General features: G+C 69.1%; 20 protein-coding genes. 5 read left to right on the plus strand and 15 right to left on the minus strand.

What is annotated here, in order from left to right:
- Window positions 1-9 precede the first annotated feature (9 nt).
- The 4 genes from KVT44_RS01455 to KVT44_RS01470 form a co-directional block, all read right to left on the minus strand.
- Window positions 10-438 carry an organic hydroperoxide resistance protein gene (locus KVT44_RS01455; protein ID WP_217565773.1) on the minus strand — a complete coding sequence of 143 codons (429 nt, stop codon included), beginning with the start codon at window positions 436-438 and terminating at the stop codon, window positions 10-12.
- Window positions 439-520: 82 nt separating this feature from the next.
- Complete coding sequence (locus KVT44_RS01460; RefSeq protein WP_217565774.1) at window positions 521-1,423, minus strand: helix-turn-helix domain-containing protein; 903 nt, start codon at window positions 1,421-1,423, stop codon at window positions 521-523.
- A 70-nt stretch (window positions 1,424-1,493) separates the two neighbouring features.
- A complete protein-coding gene (locus KVT44_RS01465) occupies window positions 1,494-1,685 on the minus strand; it encodes a DUF397 domain-containing protein (RefSeq protein ID WP_217565775.1) in 192 nt (63 codons plus the stop codon).
- Window positions 1,682-2,521: a helix-turn-helix transcriptional regulator gene (locus tag KVT44_RS01470; protein WP_217565776.1), complete on the minus strand. Its 840-nt coding sequence runs from the start codon at window positions 2,519-2,521 to the stop codon at window positions 1,682-1,684. Before KVT44_RS01470 ends, KVT44_RS01465 begins: the two co-directional genes overlap by 4 nt.
- 128 nt (window positions 2,522-2,649) lie before the next feature.
- Between KVT44_RS01470 and KVT44_RS01475 the strand changes: the two genes are divergently transcribed.
- The gene (locus KVT44_RS01475) at window positions 2,650-3,198 is read left to right on the plus strand and encodes an ATP-binding protein (protein ID WP_217565777.1); all 549 of its coding nucleotides are present in this window, start codon (window positions 2,650-2,652) and stop codon (window positions 3,196-3,198) included.
- Here KVT44_RS01475 and KVT44_RS01480 read toward each other — a convergent pair.
- A complete protein-coding gene (locus KVT44_RS01480; protein WP_308313888.1) occupies window positions 3,107-4,375 on the minus strand; it encodes an extracellular solute-binding protein in 1,269 nt (422 codons plus the stop codon). The genes KVT44_RS01475 and KVT44_RS01480 overlap by 92 nt on opposite strands.
- 149 nt (window positions 4,376-4,524) lie before the next feature.
- On the opposite strand from KVT44_RS01480, the gene KVT44_RS01485 reads away from it, so the two are divergent.
- A complete protein-coding gene (locus tag KVT44_RS01485) occupies window positions 4,525-5,430 on the plus strand; it encodes an NmrA family NAD(P)-binding protein (RefSeq protein ID WP_254648797.1) in 906 nt (301 codons plus the stop codon).
- A 44-nt stretch (window positions 5,431-5,474) separates the two neighbouring features.
- On the opposite strand, the gene KVT44_RS01490 is transcribed toward KVT44_RS01485, so the two are convergent.
- From KVT44_RS01490 to KVT44_RS01525, 8 genes are all read right to left on the minus strand, one after another.
- Window positions 5,475-7,319, minus strand: coding sequence for a histidinol-phosphate transaminase (locus tag KVT44_RS01490; protein WP_217565779.1), 1,845 nt, complete (start codon window positions 7,317-7,319; stop codon window positions 5,475-5,477).
- 192 nt (window positions 7,320-7,511) lie between these two features.
- On the minus strand, window positions 7,512-8,660 hold the full coding sequence (locus KVT44_RS01495; protein WP_099922846.1) for an aldose epimerase family protein: 1,149 nt from the start codon (window positions 8,658-8,660) through the stop codon (window positions 7,512-7,514).
- 228 nt (window positions 8,661-8,888) lie between these two features.
- Window positions 8,889-10,133 carry a multiple monosaccharide ABC transporter permease gene (gene mmsB / locus KVT44_RS01500; protein ID WP_099922847.1) on the minus strand — a complete coding sequence of 415 codons (1,245 nt, stop codon included), beginning with the start codon at window positions 10,131-10,133 and terminating at the stop codon, window positions 8,889-8,891.
- Window positions 10,130-11,680 (minus strand): multiple monosaccharide ABC transporter ATP-binding protein, encoded by a 1,551-nt coding sequence (mmsA, locus tag KVT44_RS01505; RefSeq protein WP_095858101.1) that lies wholly within the window; start codon window positions 11,678-11,680, stop codon window positions 10,130-10,132. The genes mmsB and mmsA overlap by 4 nt, the downstream gene beginning before the upstream one ends.
- 32 nt (window positions 11,681-11,712) lie before the next feature.
- Window positions 11,713-12,825, minus strand: a complete 1,113-nt coding sequence (chvE, locus tag KVT44_RS01510) for a multiple monosaccharide ABC transporter substrate-binding protein (protein ID WP_364556627.1) — start codon at window positions 12,823-12,825, stop codon at window positions 11,713-11,715.
- Window positions 12,826-12,966: 141 nt separating this feature from the next.
- Window positions 12,967-13,935, minus strand: coding sequence for a hypothetical protein (locus tag KVT44_RS01515; RefSeq protein WP_190168699.1), 969 nt, complete (start codon window positions 13,933-13,935; stop codon window positions 12,967-12,969).
- A gap of 216 nt (window positions 13,936-14,151) precedes the next feature.
- On the minus strand, window positions 14,152-15,156 hold the full coding sequence (locus tag KVT44_RS01520; protein WP_190168698.1) for a zinc-binding dehydrogenase: 1,005 nt from the start codon (window positions 15,154-15,156) through the stop codon (window positions 14,152-14,154).
- On the minus strand, window positions 15,153-16,310 hold the full coding sequence (locus tag KVT44_RS01525; protein ID WP_054233607.1) for a mandelate racemase/muconate lactonizing enzyme family protein: 1,158 nt from the start codon (window positions 16,308-16,310) through the stop codon (window positions 15,153-15,155). Before KVT44_RS01525 ends, KVT44_RS01520 begins: the two co-directional genes overlap by 4 nt.
- A gap of 370 nt (window positions 16,311-16,680) precedes the next feature.
- Here KVT44_RS01525 and KVT44_RS01530 point away from each other — a divergent pair, with 370 nt between their 5' ends.
- On the plus strand, window positions 16,681-17,382 hold the full coding sequence (locus tag KVT44_RS01530) for a hypothetical protein (protein WP_254648798.1): 702 nt from the start codon (window positions 16,681-16,683) through the stop codon (window positions 17,380-17,382).
- Window positions 17,383-17,522: 140 nt separating this feature from the next.
- Here the strand turns inward: KVT44_RS01530 and KVT44_RS01535 are convergent, their stop codons facing one another.
- The gene (locus KVT44_RS01535) at window positions 17,523-17,957 is read right to left on the minus strand and encodes a MarR family winged helix-turn-helix transcriptional regulator (RefSeq protein ID WP_099922854.1); all 435 of its coding nucleotides are present in this window, start codon (window positions 17,955-17,957) and stop codon (window positions 17,523-17,525) included.
- A gap of 124 nt (window positions 17,958-18,081) precedes the next feature.
- On the opposite strand from KVT44_RS01535, the gene KVT44_RS01540 reads away from it, so the two are divergent.
- Complete coding sequence (locus KVT44_RS01540; RefSeq protein ID WP_060899263.1) at window positions 18,082-19,101, plus strand: NADP-dependent oxidoreductase; 1,020 nt, start codon at window positions 18,082-18,084, stop codon at window positions 19,099-19,101.
- Window positions 19,102-19,238: 137 nt separating this feature from the next.
- Window positions 19,239-19,658 (plus strand): organic hydroperoxide resistance protein, encoded by a 420-nt coding sequence (locus tag KVT44_RS01545; protein WP_060899264.1) that lies wholly within the window; start codon window positions 19,239-19,241, stop codon window positions 19,656-19,658.
- 85 nt (window positions 19,659-19,743) lie between these two features.
- Here KVT44_RS01545 and KVT44_RS01550 read toward each other — a convergent pair whose 3' ends face one another.
- Entirely contained in the window at window positions 19,744-22,317 is a 2,574-nt protein-coding gene (locus KVT44_RS01550) for a M14 family zinc carboxypeptidase (RefSeq protein WP_217565781.1), read from the minus strand.
- Between the last annotated feature and the right edge of the window lie 249 nt (window positions 22,318-22,566).

Below are 22,566 nucleotides of genomic sequence, written 5' to 3' on the forward strand. Positions count from 1 at the left end.
CGGGTTGGCTCAGACGGTCGCTTCGAGGGTCACGTCGATGTTCCCCCGGGTGGCGTTGGAGTAGGGGCAGACCTGGTGCGTGGTCTGCACGAGCTGGTCGGCGGTCGCCTGCTCCACGCCGGGCAGGTGGACCGACAGCTTCACGGCCAGGGTGAAGCCCCCGTCCTCCTTGCTGAGCAGGCTCACGGTCGACGTGACGGTGGAACCGGGCACCTTCACATCCTGCTGGGCCGCGATCAGCCGCAGTCCGTTGTGGAAGCAGGCCGCGTAGCCCGCGGCGAAGAGCTGCTCGGGGTTGGTCCTGTCGCCGCCGGGGCCGCCCATCTCCTTCGGTACGGCGAGGACCTCGTCGAGGACTCCGTCGAGGCTACGGACCTCCCCGTTGCGGCCGTCGCCGGTCGAGAGGGCCTCGGTGGTGTAGAGCGTGGTGGTGGGCATGGTGTCTCCTTCTGGTTGGACTTGGGCAGGTTTGAGTAGGCGTGCGTGGGCATGCCGAAGAGAGGGGTGAGGGTCACCCCGGCTACTGGACGGAAACGGAATCCGTGTCGACGGCGGTCCGCGTGCGCGGGGCGGTGACCTGGGCGAGCAGCGTCAGCGCGGCCTGCGAGGAGGAACCCGCCGCCGCGGTGACCGCGACGATGCGCTGCCCGGGCTCGTTCGGGACCGGCATCGCCTGCTGGGCGACGTCCATCGGGCCGACCAGCGGATGCCGCATCCGGTGCGTCGCGATGTCCCACGCACGAACGCGGTGTTCGGACCACAAAGACGTGAACTCGGGGCTCTTCATCGTCAGTTGACCGATCAGCTCGGCCAGCTCCGGATCGTCGGGGTGTTCGCCGACCGCGAGCCGCAGCTTGCCCACCGCGTCCCGGGCCTTGCGCTGCCAGTCCTCGTACAGATCACGCGTGTGCGGATCCAGGAAGACCAGCCGTGCGGTGTTGGGGCGCCGGGCCGGCTGCTCGGGACTGTCCGGATCGAGATGCCCGGCGAACAGCGCGTGCCCGGTGCGGTTCCATGCCAGGACGTCGCTCCGGCGGCCGAGCACGATCACCGGGGTGTCCCCGAAGGCGGCGATCAGCTGCCTCGTCGCCTCGGAGACGCGCTCGGGTGCGGCGCGGCGCGGCCGACTCCTGCCGCTCTTGCGCACCACCCCGGCGAGGTCGTGCAGGTGGCGGTGTTCGGTCTCGTCCAGGCGGAGCGCCCGGGCGATCGCGTCCAGTACCTCCACGGAGGCGTTGAGGGACAGTCCCTGCTCCAGCCGCGTGTAGTAGGACTGGCTGACCCCCGCCAGCTGGGCCAGCTCGTCGCGCCGCAGTCCGGGCACGCGTCGGCGCTCCCCGAACGTCGAGAGCCCGACGTCGGCGGGCCGCAGCTGCGCGCGACGCGTACGGAGGAATCGACCGAGCTGGTCCTTGCCGTTCATGGACTTGAGTATGGGCGGGTCCGACGTGGGTAGCCTGGCCCTCCCAGTGACACGTTGTGACTCCGTCGGTTCAGCGGTGGGTGGTCGAGGCGTAGTTGAGGAAGTCGGCCCAGGTGGTGGGGGAGAGGGTGAGGTGGGGGCCGTCCGTGTTCTTGGAGTCGCGGACGTGGATGGTGGAGGGGCAGGTGGCGACCTCCACGCAATCTCCGTCGCCACCGCTGCTGTAGCTCGACTTGACCCACGTCAGTTCGCTGGTGCTCATAACGCTCCTCGCATCCGCTGCAACAGGCTCACGGAGTCCGGGATGGTGAGAGCCTGTGAACGCATCCTGGCATAGCGCCGTTGGAGGACGCTGATCTCCTTCGGATCGGGGATGAGTAAGCCGCCTCGCTGGCCCTCGCAGTAGGCGAACCAGGTGTTGTCCGGCGTCTCCAGCAACTGCATGGGGCCATCCAGTCCCGCGTGCGTCTCCTGTACCTGCGGCATGACCTGGATCTCGACGTTGCGCAGCTCGGCGATCTCCAAGAGGTGATCGATGAGTTCCCGCGTGACTTCCATCCCACCCGTGCTCCGCAGGATCAGCCCCTCCTCCAGGATGAAGCTGAACGCCGTGTTCGGCCGCTCCCGCAGCAGTCGTTGCCGCTCGCCTCGCGCCACCCACTGCGCCTCGACTTGCTCGTCGTCCATTGGAGGCAGCTGGTTCCTGAACAACGTCCGCGCATACGCCTCCGTCTGCAACAGACCCGGAATCAACCGGCACTCATAGGTATAGAGAGTGATCGCGGTCGTCTCCAACCGCGCCCACTGCCGAAACCACGCCGCCAACCCCGGCTGCCTCGCCAGATGCCCCGCCGCCTTCCGTAACGCCCCGGTGTTGCCCAACACCTCCTCCGCCCGCTCGACGAACGTCGGATCCGGCATCCTTCGCCCCAGCTCCACCGACGCCACCGTGTGTTTGGAGAACCGCACCCGTTCCCCGAACTCCTCCCGGCTCAGCCCCGCATGCTCCCGCAGGGCCTGTACGACCGCCCCGAACGTCCGCAGACTGTCCGACGACTCGGGCTCTCCACCCGTCCCCACCGCACCATCGACCACCATGGGTCACCTCCCACACCCCATGGTCACGCCCAGTGACCGGTACTGTCCAGTCCGTCACCGCGTACGCTCCCGCAGCGTACGCGGCGCCGACCTGGTGAAGCGTGTGCGATCACCGCCAGATTGGGCCCATGACCGCACCACCCACCCCCCAACACCCGGTTACCGTACGTGTGTTCACGCAGCGGCTCAGCGCCACCCCGCGCGGCGCCCGCCTCGCACGTCACCTCGCCCTGCACCAGCTGCACGCCTGGGGCATCCCGCACGGCACGGACGCCTCCGACACCGTCGCCGTGATCGTCGCCGAGCTGGCCGCCAACGCGGTCACGCACGGGCGCGTACCCGGCCGGGACTTCGAGCTGCGGCTGTCGCTCGTCACGGGCAGCGTCCGCGTCGAGGTCACCGACACGCGCAGTGGGCCGCGTCCGCCGGGACCCGGTGACGTACCGGCCGCCCGTCCCTTCGACGAAGGCGGTCGGGGCCTCGTACTCGTCGAGGCACTCGCCGACCGGTGGGAGGTGCTGGACCGGGAGCCGCCCGGCAAGACCGTCCGCGCCGAGGTCGACCTGCCGGGGTGGCTGTCCCTGGTCAGGAGGTCGAGCGTGTCGCCTTCCCGATCGACGACAGCACCGCCTCCGGATCCCCGCCCGGAGCCACCGACCTGCCGATCTGTGCCCTGATCGAGGCCACCACCTGGGACCAGTTGGTCTCGGAGAGGGGGTAGAGCTCCATGTTGTCCAGGGCGTCCAGGCCGTTCCAGAGCTTGCTGTACTGCTTGTCCTCGCGCATGGCGGCGCTCGCCGCGGTGGTGACGGGCAGGAGCTGGTACTCGGCGGCCTGCTGGGTGACGTACTTGTCGCCGTAGAGGAAGTCGAGGAACTCGCCCGTCTGCTCGCGGTGGCCGGCCGAGCGGAAGGCGATCGTCCAGTCGGCCGTGCCCATGGTCGGCACGGCCCGGCCGGTACGGCTCGGGAGCGCGACGGTGCCGTAGGGGACGCTCAGGGTCGAGTCCTCGATCTGGCGCATCAGCGAGAGTGGGGCGTTGACCATGCCCGCCTTGCCGTCCATGAAGGCCTGGAGGGCGGCGCCGCGGTTGAGCTTGCCGGGGAGGGTCGGGCCCGTGAGACCTTCGGCGACGAGGGAGGAGCGCAGCCACTCCAGCGTGGAGACGTTCTCCTTGGAGGTGAGGGCGTAGCTGCCGCTGTTGTCGGTGTAGCCGCCGCCCCCGGCCAGCAGCCAGGTCAGGGTCTCCGCCTCCGCCTCCTCCGGGCCGAGGGGCAGCGCGATCGGGTACGTCACGCCCATGGCCTTCAACACGCGGGCGTCGACGAGGAGTTGCTGCCAGGTGGTGGGGGGCTTCAGGCCCGCCCGGGAGAAGAGGTCCTTGTTGTAGTACAGAAGGCGGGTGCTCGCCGTGAACGGCAGGCCGTACTGGACGCGACGCACCTGCCCGGCCTCCGCGAGGCTCGGTACGAAGCTGCCCTGGGCGGAGATCGACAGCAGCTCGTCCGCGCGGTAGAGCATGCCCTTGGCCGCGTACTCGGCGTAGCTGTCGGTCTGCACGACGTCCGGCGCCCTGCCCTGCTTGACGAGTGCGGCGACCTTCGCGTCGACCTCGTCGGCCGGGTAGACCTTCGTCTCCACCCGGATGTCGGGATGGGCGGCCTGGAAGGCGAGACCGACGCGGTCCCAGAAGCCGACGGAGTTCTTGTGGACGCTGTCGCCGTAGTTCGTGGCGACGACGGTGAGGGTCGTGGTCTTCGCCCCCGACCCGGAGTCCGTGCCGCAGCCGCTCACGCCCACCGTGAGGCCCAGCGCGGCCGTCATCGTCATCATGATCCGGGCTCTGCGACGCACGGCTCCCACCCCTCCTGGACGAAGAGCGTTGATCGTAGGCCGGGAGGGGCGCTGGCCACAGGGCCGCCGCCGTTGCGTTTTGGTTCCGGTGGTGTGACGGGACAGGTGATCTCATGGGCGCCGTCAACGACTCACAAGGAGATCGACCGTTGGTTGCCAGCAATCTTGTTCTCATCTCCAACGCCGGTGACGTGGGCCGCAGGGTCCTCGACCAGCTGCGCGCGCGGGACGTGCCCGCGCGGGTGATGGTCCGCCGCGACGACGATCGCGCTGCCGAGTTGCGTGTGCTCGGCGCGGAGGTCGTCATCGGAGACCTGACCCGGCCCGAGACCGTCGCCGCCGCGCTGGAGGGTGTCGGGCGGATGTACTTCGCGATGCCCGTGTCGCCGGACCAACTCCTCGCGGCGACCGTGGTGGCCAGCGTGGCGCGCGAGCACGGGGAGCTGGACGGCCTGGTCGACATGTCCCAGATGACGGTGTCGCAGATGACCGCCACCAGCACCGGGGAGTCGGACCAGCAACGGCTGCACTGGCTGTCTGAGCAGGTGTTCGACTGGTCGGGCCTGCCGGTGGTGCACGTCCGGCCGACGGCGTTCCTGGACAATCCGCTGTTCACCACACTGGCGGCGCGATCGATCCGGGACAACGGCACGCTCGCGCTGCCGTTCGGCACCGGACGCACCTCGCCGATCGCCGTGGACGACGTCGCCCGCGTCGTCGCCACCGTGCTCAGCGACCCGGCCCCGCACATCGGCCACGTCTACGAGCTGACCGGGCCACGCACGGTCGACATGACCGAGATGGCCGAGGAGTTCTCACGGGCGCTTGGGCGTCCGGTGACCTATGTCGACGTGCCGCTGGACCGGTGGCGGAGCGAGGTGCTCGCCAAGGCGGGCCTGCCGCCGCACACCGAACAGCACATCGCCACCATGGCCCGACTGCACCGGGAAAACCGCTACGACCGCGCATCCGACGACGTCGAACGCGTCACGGGCGTGCCTGCCCAGACGATCGAGGCGTTCGTGGCCGCGCGCAGGCGCTTCTACCTGGGCTGATTCCCGCGCACGCCACGTCTCCGCCGTGATCGGCCGGGCAGGTCCTAGCCGACCTGGTTGTACATCGCGCCCGCCGCCGGCCAGCCCGTGGGCTGGGGCGCGGGCGTGGGTTCCGGCTCGGTGCGGCCCCGTACCTGGGCGGCGGTCAGGCCCCGGTTGCGCAGGCCCGGCATGCCGGTCTGGCCCAGCCCGGCGGCCGGGGCGGGGGCCATGGCGGGCATCGCCGGTGCCTGCTGCGGCGGCTGCATCGACCGTGCCTGCGCCTGGGCCGCCGGTGACGGGGCCTGGGCGACGCCGGGGATCGGCGCCTGCTGTCGTTGTGCCTGAGCCTGTGCGGTCTGGGCCATCTGCGCCATCTGAGCGACCGCGGACATCGGCGGCGCCTGCGGCATCATCTGGGCGGCCGGTTGCATCTGAGGGGCGGGCTGCATCTGGGCCACCCCGGGCATCTGCGCGACGTTGGGCATCTGGGCGACCGCGGGCATGGGCTGCTGCTGCGGCGGGGCAGGTGCGGGCATGCGTGCCGCGGGCTGCTGCTGCGGCGGCATCATCGCGGCGGCCGGAGCCGGGGCGGGGACCAGGCCCGGCATCCCGGTGGGGGCCTGCGCCGGGGCCGGGCCCGGCCAGGTCTGGGCGGGCGGCAGGCTCGGCATCGCGGCGGCCTGCGCGGCCAGCGGCATGCCGACCCCGTTCGTCTCGCTGATCAGACGGTCCACCGCCGCCGTACCCGAGCTGTAGCTGGTCCCTGTGCCCAGCTCGGGTACGGCGGCTCCCCTCCTGGACCCGTAGAGCACCTGTTCCATGCCGGACACCAGGCGACGCACGTCCGTCTCGGGGCGCACTACGAGTCTCAGGAAGCGACTGGACGAGCCGATCTTGTTGCCGCACTCACGGACCAGGATCCGGTGCTCGCTCAGCAGTCGGTCGCGCACGACGGTGCCCTCGGCGCCCACGGGAAGCCGTACGAAGAGGAAGTTGCCCTGCGAGGGGTAGACCGTCAGACCGGGGAGCGCCGAGAGCTGGCGGGCCATGTCGAGGCGGTCGCGGCGCACCAGGTGCAGGCTCTCCATGTACTCGGCGCCGTGCTCCTTGAGCATGAACACCACGGTCTCCGCGAAGGAGTTGAGGTTCCACTTCGGCAGCATGGAGCGGATCTTGCCCGCGAGCGCGGGGTTGGCCACGAGGTAGCCGAAGCGGATGCCGTGCAGGCCGAAGTTCTTGCCGAGGCTGCGCAGGACGATGACGTTGGGCCGCAGGACGGCCTCTTCCACGACGCTCGGGTCGTTCTCGGCGTCGGCGAATTCCAGGAACGACTCGTCGATGACGATCAGGTCCAGGTCCTGGAGCTGGTCCATGAAGTTGACGACCGCACGGCGGCTGAGGAAGCCGCCGTCGGGGTTGTTCGGGTTGCAGATGACGGCGACACGGGTGCCGCGGGCGCGGATGAACTCGATGTACTGGGCCGGATCCAGAGCGAAGCCGTTGGACTCCATGAGCGGGAACATGTCGACCCGCTTGCCGGTCTCCATGGGCTGGTCGGTCCAGCGGCCGAAGGTGGGGACGGGGATGGCGAGGGACTCGCGCACGAGCAGGTGGTCGATCCAGGTGATCAGTTCCGTGGAACCGTTGCCCATCGCGACGCAGCTCGGCGGGAGTTGGAGCAGCGCGCACAGCTCGGCCGTGATCGTGTCGGCGCTGCTCGGGTAGTACGTGATGATCTCGCGCAACCGCCCGGCCAGTTCGTCGAACATGCCGGGGGTGGGGAAGTACGGGTTGCACGGGATGCAGAAGTCGATCGGGCCGACTCCATCGCTCTCGCGGGCCAGCGCAGCCATCGAGGGGCTGTGCGCCGCAGTACCGCGGAACAGCGAGGCGACGTTGTCGGCCATGGAACCTCCGGTCTCTGGGTGGCCCGTGCGGGGGAGCACGGGCCGCCCTTTCATACGGAGGCGGAGGGGGCGCCGTTCAACTCGTGGGGATCGAGTAAGGGTTGACTTTTCCAGGCAACCGAAAGGGCCCCGGTGGCGTCACCCACCGGGGCCCCGATGTCACACGGACGTCAGGCGGACGTCAGGCGCACGTCACGCGCTGAACGAGTGGACCGTCGTCGTGCGGTACGTCTGCCCAGGTCGCAGCACCGTCGAGGGGAACGACGGGTGGTTTGGCGAGTCCGGGAAGTGCTGGGTCTCCAGGCACATGCCGTCGCCCTGCCGGTAGGTGTGACCGGAGGGGCCGACCAGGGTGCCGTCCAGGAAGTTGCCCGAGTAGAACTGCACGCCCGGCTGGTCCGTCGCGATCTTCAGGGTGCGGCCGGACTTCGGGTCGCGCAGGGTCGCGATGTGCTCGGGCCTGGCGGTGACGCCCTTGTCGAGGACCCAGTTGTGGTCGAAGCCCTTGGCGGTGACCAGCTGCGGGTGACCGACGCGGATGTCCCGGCCGATCGGCTTGGCCTTGCGGAAGTCGAAGGGGGTGCCCGCGACCTTGGCCAGCTCACCGGTGGGGATCAGCCCCGAGTCGGTGGGCGTGAAGCGGCCCGCGGCCAGGTGCAGCTCGTGGTCGTAGATGCCGCCGCTGCCCTCACCGGCGAGGTTGTAGTACGTGTGGTTGGTGAGGTTGACGACCGTGGCCTTGTCGGTGGTGGCCCGGTAGTCGATGCGCCAGTCGCCGTGCCTGGTGAGGGTGTACGTCACCTTCACCTTCAGCGTGCCCGGGTAGCCCATCTCGCCGTCGACGCTGGTGTAGTGGAGGTGCAGGCCGACGTCGGAGCCCGAGGTGAAGCCCTCGATGTCCCACACCTTGGTGTTGAAACCCTTGGCGCCGCCGTGCAGGCTGTTCACGCCGTCGTTGACGGAGAGCTGGTAGGCCTTGCCATCCAGGGTGAACTGTCCCTTGGCGATGCGGTTGCCGTAGCGGCCGATCGTCGCCCCGAAGAACGTCGTCCCTGCGACGTACGAGGCGAGGTTGTCGTAGCCGAGGGAGACGTTGGCGTAGCGGCCGTGCCGGTCGGGGATCTCCAGGGACTGGACGATGCCGCCGTAGGAGATGACCTTCAGGCGCGTGCCGCCGTTCTCCAGCGACCAGCGGTAGACCTTGGTGCCGTCGGCGAGCTTGCCGAAGAGCTCCTTCACCGGCTTCCTGCCTCCTGTGCTGGCGTGGGCGGTGCCGACCGTGCCGGCGGCGAGTCCCGCGGCCGCGGCCGCGGCGATGACCGTACGTCTGCTCGTTTCCATTGCGGCTCCTGGTAAATGGGGGAATCGCTTCCCCGGCCTGTGCGGTGCGTAGTTGTGCGGTATCTTTCTGTTGTTCCTTCGGGGACAGGTTCGGGCTGGACCGCAGCCTTCGGGCTGGAAGCCCGCCGCCTTCGGGCTGGTGGGCGGAGTCACGTGCGGCTCCTGCAGTGAAGGAAGCCGAGTCCTGCAAGGACATTGGGCCCCGCCTGTCGGCGGGGCCCCTGTCGTTTACGAACCGACCTTGCGCTTGTTCCACACGTCGAAGCCGACCGCGGCCAGCAGTACCAGTCCCTTGATGACCTGCTGCCAGTCGGAGCCGATGCCGACGAGGTTCATACCGTTGTTCAGCACGCCCAGGACGAGACCACCGATGATCGCGCCGAGGACCGTGCCCACGCCGCCGCTCATCGACGCGCCGCCGATGAACGAGGCCGCGATCGCCTCCAGTTCGAAGTTCAGACCGGCCTTGGGCGAGGCCGCGTTGAAGCGGGCGGCGAAGACCAGACCCGCCAGGGCCGCGAGCATGCCCATGTTCAGGAAGACCAGGAAGGTGACCTTCTTGTCCTTCACACCCGACAGCTTGGCCGCCGGGAGGTTGCCGCCGATCGCGTAGATGTGCCGGCCGATGACCGCGTTGCGCATCAGGTAGCCGAAGCCGGCGACCAGGACGCCGAGGATCAGCAGGACCACCGGGGCGCCCTTGTAGCTGGCGAGCAGCATGGTGACGGTGGCGACGGCGGCGATCAGCGCGACGAGCTTGAGGAGGAAGAGGTTCCGCGGCAGGATGTCGAGCGAGAACTCCTGCTGACGCTTGCGGTCGCGGACCTCCTTGACCACCACGAACGCGATCAGCCCGATGCCCAGGAGCAGGGTCAGGTTGTGGTAGTTCGTGTGGGGGCCGACCTCGGGCAGGAAGCTGTTGGCGACCTTCTGCAGACCCTCGGGGAACGGGCCGATCGTCTGGCCCTTGAGGAAGATCTCGGTGAGACCGCGGAAGGTCAGCATGCCCGCCAGGGTCACGATGAACGACGGTATGCCGAGATACGCGATGAGGAACCCTTGCGCGGCGCCCGCGGCGGCGCCCATGGCCAGACACAGCACCAGGGCGATGGGCCAGGAGATGTCGTGGTTGACCATCAGCACGGCTCCCACCGCGCCCACGAACGCCGTCAACGAGCCGACCGACAGGTCGATGTGGCCCGCGATGATGACGAGCATCATGCCGATCGCGAGGATCAGGATGTAGCTGTTCTGCAGCACCAGGTTGGAGACGTTGCGCGGCAGCAGCAGGTCGCCGTTGGTCCACACGGCGAACAGCACCACGATCAGGCCGAGGGCGAACAGCATGCCGTACTGCCGCATGTTGCGGCGCATGCCGTCCATCATCAGCTGAAGCAGGCTCTCGCCCGTGGCCGAGCCGCTCTTGCCGGGCGGCGCCGGGGCCGGCGTCTTGGCGGTCACATCCGTGCTCATCGGGTTACCTCTTTGTCCTTCGTCATCTGGCGCATCAGCGTTTCCTGCGAGGCCTCCGCCCGCGAGAACTCACCCGTCAGCCGTCCTGCGGCCATCGTGTAGATGCGGTCGCACATTCCGAGCAGCTCCGGGAGCTCGGAGGAGATGAAGACGACCGCCTTGCCCTCGGCCGCCAGCTTGTCGATGACCGTGTAGATCTCGAACTTGGCGCCCACGTCGATCCCGCGGGTCGGCTCGTCGAGGATCAGCACCTCGGGGCCCGCGAAGATCCACTTGCTGAGGACGACCTTCTGCTGGTTGCCGCCCGACAGCTTGCCCACCGGCTCGAAGACGGTCGGCGCCTTGATGTTCATGGACTTGCGGTAGCCCTCGGAGACCTGCCGCTCCTCGTGCTCGTCGACGATCCCGCGCTTCGACACCTTGCCCAGGGCACTGAGCGTGATGTTGCGGTTGATGGTGTCGATGAGGTTGAGGCCGTAGTGCTTGCGGTCCTCGGTGACGTACGCGATGCCGTGTCCGACCGCTTCGGAGACCGTCTTGGTACGGATCTCCTTGCCGTCCCGGAGTACCGTGCCGCCCGCGTACCGGCCGTAGGTGCGTCCGAAGACGTTCATCGCCAGTTCGGTGCGTCCGGCGCCCATGAGCCCCGCGATGCCGACGATCTCGCCGCGCCGCACGGAGATCGACACGTCGTCGACCACCTTGCGCTGCTGGTCGATCGGGTGGAACACGGTCCAGTCGCGGATCTCCAGGGCGGGCGCGGCGCCCTCCTCCGGGTGGTGCGGCGTCCGCTCCGGGAAGCGGTGTTCGAGGTCGCGGCCCACCATGCCGCTGATGATCCGGTCCTCGGTGGTCTCCGGGGCCTTCACGTCGAGGGTCTCGATGGTCCGCCCGTCGCGCAGGATGGTCACCGAGTCCGCGACCCGCTCGATCTCGTTCAGCTTGTGGGAAATGATGATCGAGGTGATGCCCTGGTTCTTCAACTCCAGGATGAGATCCAGGAGTTTGCCGCTGTCCTCGTCGTTCAGGGCGGCCGTCGGCTCATCCAGGATGAGCAGCTTCACCTGCTTCGACAGCGCCTTCGCGATCTCCACGAGCTGCTGCTTGCCCACGCCGATGTCGGCGACGCGGGTCTGCGGGTTCTCGTCGAGCCCGACCCGCCGCAGCAGCTCGGAGGCGTGCCGCAGCGTCTCGGTCCAGCTGATGAGCCCGCGGGTGGCGTGCTCGTTGCCGAGGAAGATGTTCTCCGCGATGGAGAGGTAGGGCACCAGGGCCAGCTCCTGGTGGATGATCACGATGCCGCGGTGCTCACTGGCCCTGATGTCCTTGAACGAGCAGACCTCCCCCTCGAAGAGGATGTCCCCCTCATAACTCCCGTGCGGGTGAACGCCGGAGAGGACCTTCATCAAGGTCGACTTGCCGGCGCCGTTCTCCCCGCAGATGGCATGGACCTCGCCCTGCTGGACGGTCAGAGTGACGTCCGACAGCGCCTTGACGCCGGGAAAGGTCTTGACGATCGAGCGCATTTCCAGGACGGGTCCCGCCATGGTCGTGCCTTCCAATCACTAGGGGGTGGCGGTTACTTGAGGTCGCTGTCCTTGTAGTAGCCGGTGCCGACCAGTTCCTTCTCGTAGTTGGTCTTGTCGACGCTGACCGGCTGGAGCAGGTAGGCGGGGACGACCTTGGTGCCGTTGTCGTAGGTCTTGGTGTCGTTCAGCTCGGGCTTCTTGCCCTTGAGGGCGGCATCGACCATGCCCGAGGCCACCGTCGCCAGCTTGCGGGTGTCCTTGTAGACGGTCTGCGTCTGCTCGCCCGCGATGATCGACTTCACCGAGGCCAGCTCGGCGTCCTGGCCGGTGACGACCGGCAGCGGCTTGCTCTTGGAGCCGTAGTCGTCCGACTTCAGCGAGGAGAGGATGCCGATGGAGATGCCGTCGTAGGGCGAGAGCACCGCGTCGACCCGGGCGCTCTTGTACGACGAGGTCAGGATGTCGTCCATGCGCTTCTGGGCGGTGCCGCCGTCCCAGCGCAGGGTGGTGACCTGGTTCAGCGCGGTCTGGCCGGACTTGACGACGAGCTGCTTCTTGTCGATGTACGGCTGCAGGACCTTCATCGCGCCGCCGAAGAAGTACTTCGTGTTGTTGTCGTCGTTCGAGCCGGCGAAGAGCTCGATGTTGAACGGGCCCTTCTTGGAGCCGTCCGCGAGACCGAGCTTCTGCAGGATGTAGTTGCCCTGGAGCTCGCCGACCTTCGAGTTGTCGAAGGACGCGTAGTAGTCGACGTTCTTGGTGCCGAGGATCAGTCGGTCGTAGGAGATCACCGGGATCTTGGCGTCGGCGGCCTGCTGGAGCACGTTGTTCATCGACTTGTTGTCGATGGCCGCGATGATCAGGGCCTTCACGCCCTGCGTGATCATGTTCTCGATCTGCGAGACCTGGGTGTCGGGGTCGTCCTCGCCGAAGGCCAGCTTGGTCTTGTAGCCCTTCGACTCGAGGTCCTTGACCACGTTGTTTCCGTCGCCGATCCAGCGCTCGGAGGACTTGGTCGGCATCGAGATGCCGATCGTGGCGCCCTTGGTGCTCCCCGAGGAGTCCTTGCTGCCGCCGTCGCTGTTCTGGCCACAGGCGGTCAGGGTGAGGGCGAGGGAGGCCGCGCCGGCGATGGCGGTGAGAGCGGCTCTGCGGTTGCGCATGATCATCATCCTTGATGTCTTGGACCGGCTCGGTCTCGCGTTACGGGGATGCTCCGAGAGCGTTGCGAGGGAAGACCGAGTAGAGGTGTGTGGGATTGTGCGCGGCTGTGTCGTCTTGTGTGAAGGGGGTTTGTGCGAACGTTATGAGGTGGTGTTGAAGCGCGTGAGAGTTCCGGGCAGCCGGGATCCGAGCGGCGCCATGTCGCCGTCCGCTCCGTGCCGCGCGAGCAGGTCCAGGGCGAGTCGGCCGCGACGCACCCGTTCCTTGGCGGTGTTCAGGGTCAGGTCTCTCAAGTGGTGCCCGTACGGGTAGATTCCGGGTGCTTTGGACAGGCCGAACTTGAGGTACAGCGGTGCGCCGCGCCGGATCAGCTCGGCGACCTCGTACATCCGTACATAGCCGCCGAGGTCGTCGGGAGCCTCGATGTACATGTCCATCGGAGCGGCCGAAACTCGCCGTATCTCGGTGAGATGATCGAGCGTCAGATCGCTCGGCACGTTGATGGAGTCCGCGCCGAGGTTCTCGTACACCGCGTACGAGGCCGGGTTGACCGGACCCACGAGTGCCGAGAGCTTGAGGGTGGTGTCGGCCGGGATGATCCCCGCCGTGCGCGCCCGGTGCAGGGTCCACAAGACGCCCTCGTCGGCGACGAGGAGGCACTTGACGCCCAACTCCGTTGCGCGGAGGGCGTCTTCGACACAGCCGGCCACGGCGTCGTGGCCACGGGCCCGCAGGCCGCCGCCGCGCGAGTCCGAGCGCACCGAACCGCCGATGTCCCAGGTGCCGCGTGGCCCGGTGAACAGACAGAGCTCGATGTCGCGTTCACCGGTGGCCTCGACCATCTCGGTGATCTCGGCGTCGGTCAGCATCCAGACACCGCTGCCCTGGCTGATCCGGTGGATCGGTACGTCGAGCCGCGAGGACTCCTTGAGGACCACGGCCAGGGCCTCGGGCCCCTCCACGGAGGGAACCTCGGTGCGCCAGCGGCCGCCCCCCGGGAAGGTGTGCGGCGAGGCGTCGGCGGGGGAGAGAGCGGGCGCGCCCAGGCCGAGCGCGGCGAGCGCCTGCTCACCGGGTCGACGGGCTGCCGTAGGGGCGGCGTCGGTCACTGGCTGTCCTTCGTGTTCGAGGGTGGCGCGTACAGATGTGGTGCGGGTGCAGATGTGGTGCGCGTGCAGAGGGGTGGTGCGTGTAAGGGCGCATGGTGCGCGCACCGATAGGTTCGATATTTCGAACGAGGTTCGCGGCCTTGGGTGTGCGGGGCCTGGGTGGTACGCCGGTACGGAGCCGTCAGGTAACTCCGTACCGGCGTACGGCTCGGGGGACTACGGCTTCAGCAGGACCTTTCCGACCTTGGGATCGCCGGACCCCACCAACTCGATGGCCTGCGGGAACTCGGCGAGCGGCAACTCGTGCGTGACCAGCGGCAACGGGCTGAGCAGCCCGGCCCCGAAGACCCGCACGGTGTGCGCCCACGCCGCCGGCGGCGCACCGAACACGGTGTGCACCTCCAGCTGCCGTACGACGAGATCGGTGGGGTCGAGCCCCTCGGCGCCCGGCGCCGGGATCCCCGTGAGGACCAGGCGTCCGCCGCGCCTCAGCAGGGAGGCGGCGGTGCGCGCGGCGGACGCGGACCCGGCGGTCTCGATGACGACGTCGAAGTCGTCGGGGAGTTCCTGGTCCCTCGTACGGAAGTCGGTGGCGCCGAAGTCCCTGGACAGTGCCGCCCGGTCCGGCCGGGTCCCGACCACGAGCAGCTCCGCCGGAGAGTTCGCCTTCAGGAACTGGATCGCGAACATCCCGAGCGTGCCGGTCCCGACCACCGCGACCCGCTCACCGGGCAGGGCGTTCGCCTTCAGCGCGGCGGCCGCGATGCAGGCGGCGGGCTCCAGGAGGGCCGCCGCCGTCAGGTCGGCGTCGTCCGGCAGCACGTGCAGCAGCCGCGCCGGGAGGGTCAGTGTGGTCGCCATCGCGCCCGGCTGGGTGAACCCGGTCTCCTCGTACCCCGCCGTGCACAACGTTGTCTCGCCCGCGTGGCAGCGGTCGCAGACCTGGCAGTTGCGGAAGCCCTCGCCGACGACCTTGCGTCCGACGATCGACTCCGGGACCCCGGCCCCGACCGCCTCGACGGTCCCCGACCACTCGTGGCCGGGCGTGAGCGGATAGCGGACGTACCCGTCGGGACGGTTGCCCTGATAGACCTCGCGGTCGCTGCCGCAAATCCCCACGGCGTGCACCCGCACCAGGGCCTCACCGGCGCCCGGCCGCACCGGCTCGTGCTCGATCAGCCGGTGCTCGCCCGGCGCCTCGATGACGACCGCGGTGCTCACTGCGACCCCTTGGGCTTGCGCTGCTCCCAGCCGTCGGCCCACAGGTCGAAACGGGCCTGCTGCTGCGGGAACTCGGCCGCCGCGTCGACGTCCAGCTCGACGCCGAGACCGGGCTCGTGGGACAGCTCGAAATAGCCGTCGACGACCTGCGGGGCGCCCTTCACGACCTTCTTGATCTCCGCGTCCGCGAAGTCGTTGAAGTGTTCGAGGATCTTGAAGTTGGGGGAGGTGAAGCCGACCTGGAGGGAGGCGGCGGTGAGGACGGGGCCACCGACGTTGTGGGGCGCGACGAGGACGTAGTGCGCCTCGGCGGTGGCGGCCAGCTTCCGCGTCTCCCAGATGCCGCCGATGTGACCGACGTCGGGCTGGATGATGTCCACGGCCTGGCTCTCGAAGAGCTCGCGGAACTCGATGCGGTCGTGGATGCGCTCACCGGTCGCGACCGGGATGTCCACCTTGGCGGCGACCTTCTCCAGGGCCTTCAGGTTCTCCGGCGGGACCGGCTCCTCCAGCCACGCGGGCTTGAAGGGCGCGAGCTCGCGGGCGAGCCGGACGGCGGTGGAAGGGGAGAACCGGCCGTGCATCTCCAGCATCAATTCGGCCTCGGGGCCGATCGCGTCGCGCACGGCCTCGATCAGCGAGACGGAGTAGAGCGTCGCCTCGTGGTCGAGCTCGAAGTGCCCGGTCCCGAAGGGGTCGATCTTCAGTGCCTTGTACCCGCGCGCCACGACCTCCTGGGCGGCCTTGTGATAGGCCTCCGGAGTTCGCTCGGTCGTGTACCACCCATTGGCGTAGGCCTTGACCCTGTCGGTGACCTTGCCGCCGAGCAGCTGCCACACGGGGACGCCGAGCGCCTTGCCCTTGATGTCCCAGCAGGCCATCTCGATGACCGCGATGCCGGACATCACGATCTCGCCGGCGCGCCCGTAGTCGCCGTACTTCATCCGTCGGACGAGGTCCTCGACAGCGAACGGGTCGGAGCCGAGAATGTGATTGGCCTCCGCCTCCCGCAGATAGCCGATCAGTGCGTCGGTGTGGCCCAGCATGCGGGTCTCGCCGACTCCGGTCAGGCCCTCGTCGGTGTGCACCTGGACGTAGGTCAGGTTGCGCCAGGGCGTCCCGACCACGTGTGTGCTGATTCCCGTGATGCGCACGGCAGTTGCCCCCTGTGCTCTTGCGGCTCTGTTCGAAATTTCGTCACACGTTCGAAATGCTGGCGTGACAGTAAGGACGTGGCCCCTGGAGTGTCAATGGGTCGAACGGAACGGTCGGCGACGGATTTTGCCGGTATGCCTCGGCTCGTCGCGCGCGCGATGCTGTGAACGGCGAGCGCGGCGCGCCGGAACAGGCAGTTCCCTACATAACTTTCACAGCTGTGACTATGCACGTTACCTGTGAGGAACTTAGTCTTCCGGCGTCATGGACTACTGCGACCCGTGCCGACGGCACCTCAACGGCGCCCTTGCCTGCCCGGGGTGCGGCACCTCAGCCGAACAGCTCCGCACGCATGCGGACCAGACCGACATGCGTGCCGGAACGGGCGCGGGGGCGGTCGATGCTGGTGTCGACTCGTTGTACGAGGGCGACAACGACGACGATGAAGATCCCGACGACGAGGACGAGGGCGAGGACGGCGAGGAGGAGCGGTCCGGACGGGCCGCTGCCCGGCGGCGGAACCGTGGGCGCGGGCGAGGCCGGGGCCGGGACTCGGAGGGGCCCGGCGGTGCGAGCCGGCGGGACCGGAAGGCCGCGGCGCATCGTCGTCGGCGGCGTCGGGTGCTGCTCATCGCCGCGGGGTTCGTGCTGGCGGCGGGTGGGCTGAGCCTCGCCGAGCTCGGCATAGACGGGCCTGGGTTGCTGCCGAAGCCGGCCGCGGCCGAGGGTGAGTCGGCGGACGGGTCGGCGACCTCGGACGCGGGGACGGCGCGGCCGACGGGGGGTTCGTCCGGGGTTACGTCGGCCGCGACGGCCTCTCCGGACGCGTCGGCGTCTCCCTCCGCTTCCGAGTCCGCCAAGGGTGACAAGTCCAAGGACGACAAGAAGAAGGACACGCAGGAGCAGTCGGCGACGGCGGGTACCGGTGTGGTGCCGTCCGCGACGTCCGGCCCCGTGTCCTCCACTCCGCCGAAGTCGTCCCCCAGGCCGACGGCCGCGCCGACCTCGGCCGCGCCGTCGCCATCGCCTTCACCTTCACAGTGCAACCGTTTCCTGTGGTGGTGCACGTAGGGGGTTCCGTGGGTTTGTCGGCTGCGGGTGCGTGAGGGTTGCTCGCGCAGTTCCCCGCGCCCCTGAAAACTCGGGGCGAAGCCCCGTCTTGGGGGCGCGGGGAACTGCGCGGCCGGCCCCCACCGGCCCGCAGCCGAAAACTACGGCGTGAGCATTCTCTGCAGGAGGTCCCGGAGGGACAGGCGCTCCTCGGCGGAGAGGCCCGCCAGGGGCTCGCGGGCGAAGTTGAGGGCGTCGCGGAGGGAGCGCGCGACACGCCGACCCTCCTCCGTCGCCGCGGCCAGCTTCACGCGGCGGTCGGACGGGTCGGGACGCCGCTCGACCAGGCCCCGCGCCTCCAGCCGGTCCACGATCCCGGTCACGTTCGACGGCTCGCACTTCAGCTTCTGGGCGAGTCGCCGCATCGGCAGCGGCTCCAGGGACAGCAGGCTCAGAAGTCGCGCCTGCGCCCCGGTCAGCGCGTGCTCGGCGGCAGCGTCCTCGTACTCCTCGTGATAGCGGGCCACGACCGTGCCGATGAGGTCCACGACCTCGAGGGTCAGCGGGTCGATACGGGTTGTTCTTTGCGTGGCCATGGTCTCCAGACTACTCCGTTACTTGACATCATGAAATATTGAGGAGCATGGTTGTTTCAGGTACTGAAGTATTAGAGCCGTAGTCGCACGTACCCGTGCATGCACGTAGGAAAGGCACCCCCTCATGACCGAGACCCAGCTCCCCGCCGTCAACCGCGAATGGCACCTGGTCAGCCGCCCGGTCGGCTGGCCGAAGCCCGAGGACTTCGCCCTGGTCGAGGCCGAGGTCCCGCAGCCGGGGGAGGGCCAGGTCCTCGTACGGAACGCGTACGTGTCCGTCGACCCGTACATGCGCGGCCGCATGAGCGCCGCCAAGTCCTATGTCGCCCCCTTCGAGCTGGGCAAGGTCATGCAGGGCGGCGCGGTCGGTGAGGTCATCGCCTCCAACGCCGAGGGCGTCGAGGTCGGCGACCACGTCCTGCACTTCTTCGGCTGGCGCGAATTCGCCGTCGTGGACGCCAAGCAGGCCGTCAAGGTGGACCCGCAGGCCGCGCCGCTGTCGACGTACCTCGGCGCCCTCGGCATGACCGGTCTGACCGCCTACGCGGGCCTCCTGCGCACCGCCTCCTTCAAGGAGGGCGACTCCGTCTTCGTCTCCGGCGCCGCCGGCGCGGTCGGCAGCCAGGTCGGGCAGATCGCCAAGCTCAAGGGCGCCTCGCGCGTCATCGGCTCCGCCGGCTCCGACGAGAAGGTCAAGCTGCTCGTCGAGGAGTACGGCTTCGACGCCGCCTTCAACTACAAGAACGGCCCGGTCAGCGAGCAGCTGCGCGCCGCCGCCCCCGACGGCGTCGACGTCTACTTCGACAACGTGGGCGGCGACCACCTGGAGGCGGCCATCGGCTCCCTCAACCGGGACGGCCGCATCGCCGTCTGCGGCATGATCTCCGTCTACAACAGCACCGAGCCCGTCCCTGGCCCGAAGAACCTCGCCCGCCTCATCCAGACCCGCGGCCGCATCGAGGGCTTCCTGGTCGGCGACCACTACGACCTGCAGGCGCAGTTCGTGCAGGAGGTCGGCGCCTGGGTCCGCTCCGGCGAGCTCAAGTACAGCGAGACGGTCGTCGAGGGCATCGAGAACAACCTGGAGGCGTTCTTCGGCGTCCTGCGCGGCGACAACGTCGGCAAGATGATCGTCAAGCTCTGACCCTCCGGTTCTCCGGTTCTCCGGTCCTCCGGCTCTCCGGAGAGGCTGTCGCTGGACTTTCGGCATACGGTAACTTCTTTCCGAAACTGTCGCGATCGTGGGCGCGAGTCGCGGCGGACCAAGGAGGAACGCACCGTATGTCCATCCAGCAGACCGATGTCCTCTACACCGCCGTCGCCACCGCCGAGAACGGTCGCGACGGCCGGGTCGCCACCGACGACGGCAGGCTCGACGTCGTCGTGAACCCGCCCAAGGAGATGGGTGGAAGCGGCGCCGGGACCAACCCGGAGCAGCTCTTCGCCGCCGGGTACAGCGCCTGCTTCCAGGGCGCCCTCGGCGTCGTCGCCCGCCAGGAGAACGCCGACGTCTCCGGCTCGACCGTCACCGCGAAGGTCGGTATCGGCAAGAACGAGGACGGGTTCGGCATCATCGTGGAGATCTCCGCGACGATCCCGAACGTCGACGGGGCCACCGCACGGGACCTTCTCGAAAAGGCCCACCAGGTCTGCCCCTACTCGAAGGCGACCCGCGGCAACATCACCGTGACGCTCGTCTGACGGCGCTCGTTGTACACGGCGGAGGCCGCGCCCTAGGACGTGGGGTGCGGCCTCCGCCCTGTCGTGAAAGACGGACGGCACTGTCCTACGAGACGGTCAGCAGCGCCCTTCCCACCTGCGGGAACTCTCCCTTCGGATGATCACGGAAGAGCGGCTCCGTACCGAAGAGCACGGCATGCGGACCGCTGACGACAGCGGCCTGGCCGCCGGCGGCCGTAGGCCCTCCCGTCCCGTCGGCCAGCGGGCGCCAGTGCCCGGAGACGAGCGGATCGCCCGGCGCGTACGCCTGCTCGACACGCACCCCGGGGCCGAGATCGGTGAACCAGACGGGCGCGTAGACGAAGCCGTGGTCGGGCGCGTTCGCGGTGAGGGGTCCGCCCGAATTCACCACCCGCACCACACCGTTGGCGTCACCGTTGCCCTCCACCGGCCGCACCGCCAGCAGCCCGGCCGCCGAGTTGAGCGCGGCTCCGACGGCTCCGCGGCCGACGAGACCGTGGGTGTGGAGGAAGGCGTCCAGCGCCGCCTGCGCGCCCGCGTTCAAATGGGCGTGGTCGAGCCCCGACGACACGAACAGCACGTCCACCGCGGACCAGTCGAAGCCCGCGTTCAGGACGGCCGTCGACACCGGCACCACGTCGAAGTTCATCTCCCGCAGCGCGAAGAGCTCACCCGGCGTGACGGCCGCGGCGACGCGGACGCGGTGCAGGGGTGTTCCCGGGCTGCCTTCGGTCGTCCTGGTCTGTCCGGTCGCGTCGAACGCCACGTCGTACGTACGGGCGAGAGCGGCGGCCCGCGCCCGCGCCGACCCCGGCACGACGACACTGCCGTCCGCGAGCGGCCGTACCGAAACCCCCTGCTCGAGAAGGGAGTTGAGGGCGGCGATCTCCTGCGGGGTGTCGAGACGCAGACGCAGATCGCCGCGCGGGGCGACGTACCCGACCCGCGCGGCGGCTTCGACCCGGCGGGCGGCCACGGCCGACAGCCCCCCGCTCCGTACGGGCACGACCGTCGCACCCCACAACCGCCCCAGACTCCAGCCCGAGATGTCGTACATCACCGACACCTTGTCACTGATGTCCCGCCCGTCGGCCAGCATCACATTGGCCAGACCGCGTTTGGGCTGGTGCAGGTCGACGACGTACGAGCCCTTCGCGTACGACCGTCCGGCCAGCCGGAAGTCGCGGGTCGTGCGGGTGACGCGGACGTCGTTGGCGAGGAGATGGTCGACGAGGCGGGCGGCGGCCGTCGCCGAACGCTGGGCGCCGCCCGCCGGGATCACGTAGGCACGCGGGAAGTCGGTCGTGTACACGTCCTCGGGACCGATGCCCGGCACCCCCGGCACCGTTTCCGCCGAGACCGGCACCTGGGCCGCGCCCGTCGCGCCGCGCCGGAAGACCTCGATCTGGTCGGCGATGATCGAGGCGCGGTGGGTCCGGGCGTAGGCGAGGGTCGCGCGCATGGCCGCGCCGGCCACGTCCACGTTGATGGCGGACCTGCGCCGGAGTTCGGCCACGGGCAGGGTGTCGTACTCCGAGTTGTTCACCGCCAGCGGGATCTCCACGGTGTGCGCGGCGACCGCGCCGTGGAACGCCTGGTACTGGGGCGTGAAGATCGGCGGCCAGTCGTCCCAGCCCTCCTGCTGGTCGCGGAAGGGGATCTGGACGGGCTCGACCCCGTCCTTCGCGGGGGTGTGGCCGAGGCCGTTGACGGCGGCCTCCATGCCGAGGGCGTTGGCGTAGGTGTTCTTGAGGAAGAGGTCGTACTCGTAGTTCTCGCCGTGCGGCGGGGTCGTCGGCTCGATGAGGGTGCCGTTGACGTACCCGTGCAGGTCGAGCATCACGGCCGGCTGCTTGTCGATGGCGATCTGGCGGATCGCGCGCGCCTCGGGCTGCGAGGCGGTGATGAAGTCCCGGTTCAGATCGAAGCCGTTGGCGTTGGCGCGGGTGCCCGCGATCCGGCCGTCCGGGTTCGCCGTGATGTTGAAGTAGAGACGGCTGTGGGCGAGGAGGTCGGTCGTCTGCGCGTCCTTCGCGCGCGCGAGCCGCTCGACGAGCTCGAGGGCGGCGTCGGTGCCCTCCCACTCGTTGCCGTGGATGTTGTTGTCGAAGAAGACCGGCGTCTTGTACGACGCCTTGACGGCGGGGTCCTTCGCCGCCGCCTGCGGCGCGTTCTCGATCAGCTCGCGCATCCGCTCCTGGTCGAGGGACTCGCGGGCGGACTCCGGGGCGGTGACGGTGACCAGATAGAGCCGGTGACCGCCGGCCGAGCGGCCCGCGACCTCCACGCTGACACGGTCGCCGAGCCGTTGGAGGGCGTTCAGCTTCGGGGCGATGGCGTGGTACGGGGTGAGGCCCAGCTTGATGGACTTGTCCGCCGGGTTCTCCGGGTCGGGGGAGAGGACCTGCTCACGCGGATAGCCACGGCGGGGGGCGGCGAGGCCGGAGTCGGACAGGTCGGTGACGGGGCTGGTGAGGGCATTGCGGGCGGCGTTCGCCGGGGTCCTGGCGGCACCCGTGGGCTGGTCCGTCCCTTCACGGCCCGCCCCTTCACGGACAGGGGGTTCGCGGTCCGCGGTGGCGCTGTGCGGGGCGAGGAGAAGCGATCCGGTCGCGGCGGTGAGGACAGTGGCGATCAGGACGGGTCTCGGTAGGCGCACGCGTCGTACCTCCGGTGGGGGGCCTGAGATCGGTACGGGTGGGTGGGGCACGGGTCGGTGGGGCACGGTTCGGTAGGGCGTACAGGTCGGTAGGGCGAGGTGTACCTGTTCGACTCTTCCTCAACAAGAGGGCCTGGGGGCCTCGGTGGCCCCCCTGCACGCCATGGATGCCACGGATGGTGCATCGCCGACGGGCTGAAGGGGGCATGCTGAGGCCATAAGACGCCGTAGGGGGCCAGCGGACGGGTC

It is taken from the genome of Streptomyces sp. GbtcB7 (assembly GCF_019091445.1).
In the GTDB taxonomy this organism is placed as follows: domain Bacteria; phylum Actinomycetota; class Actinomycetes; order Streptomycetales; family Streptomycetaceae; genus Streptomyces; species Streptomyces mirabilis.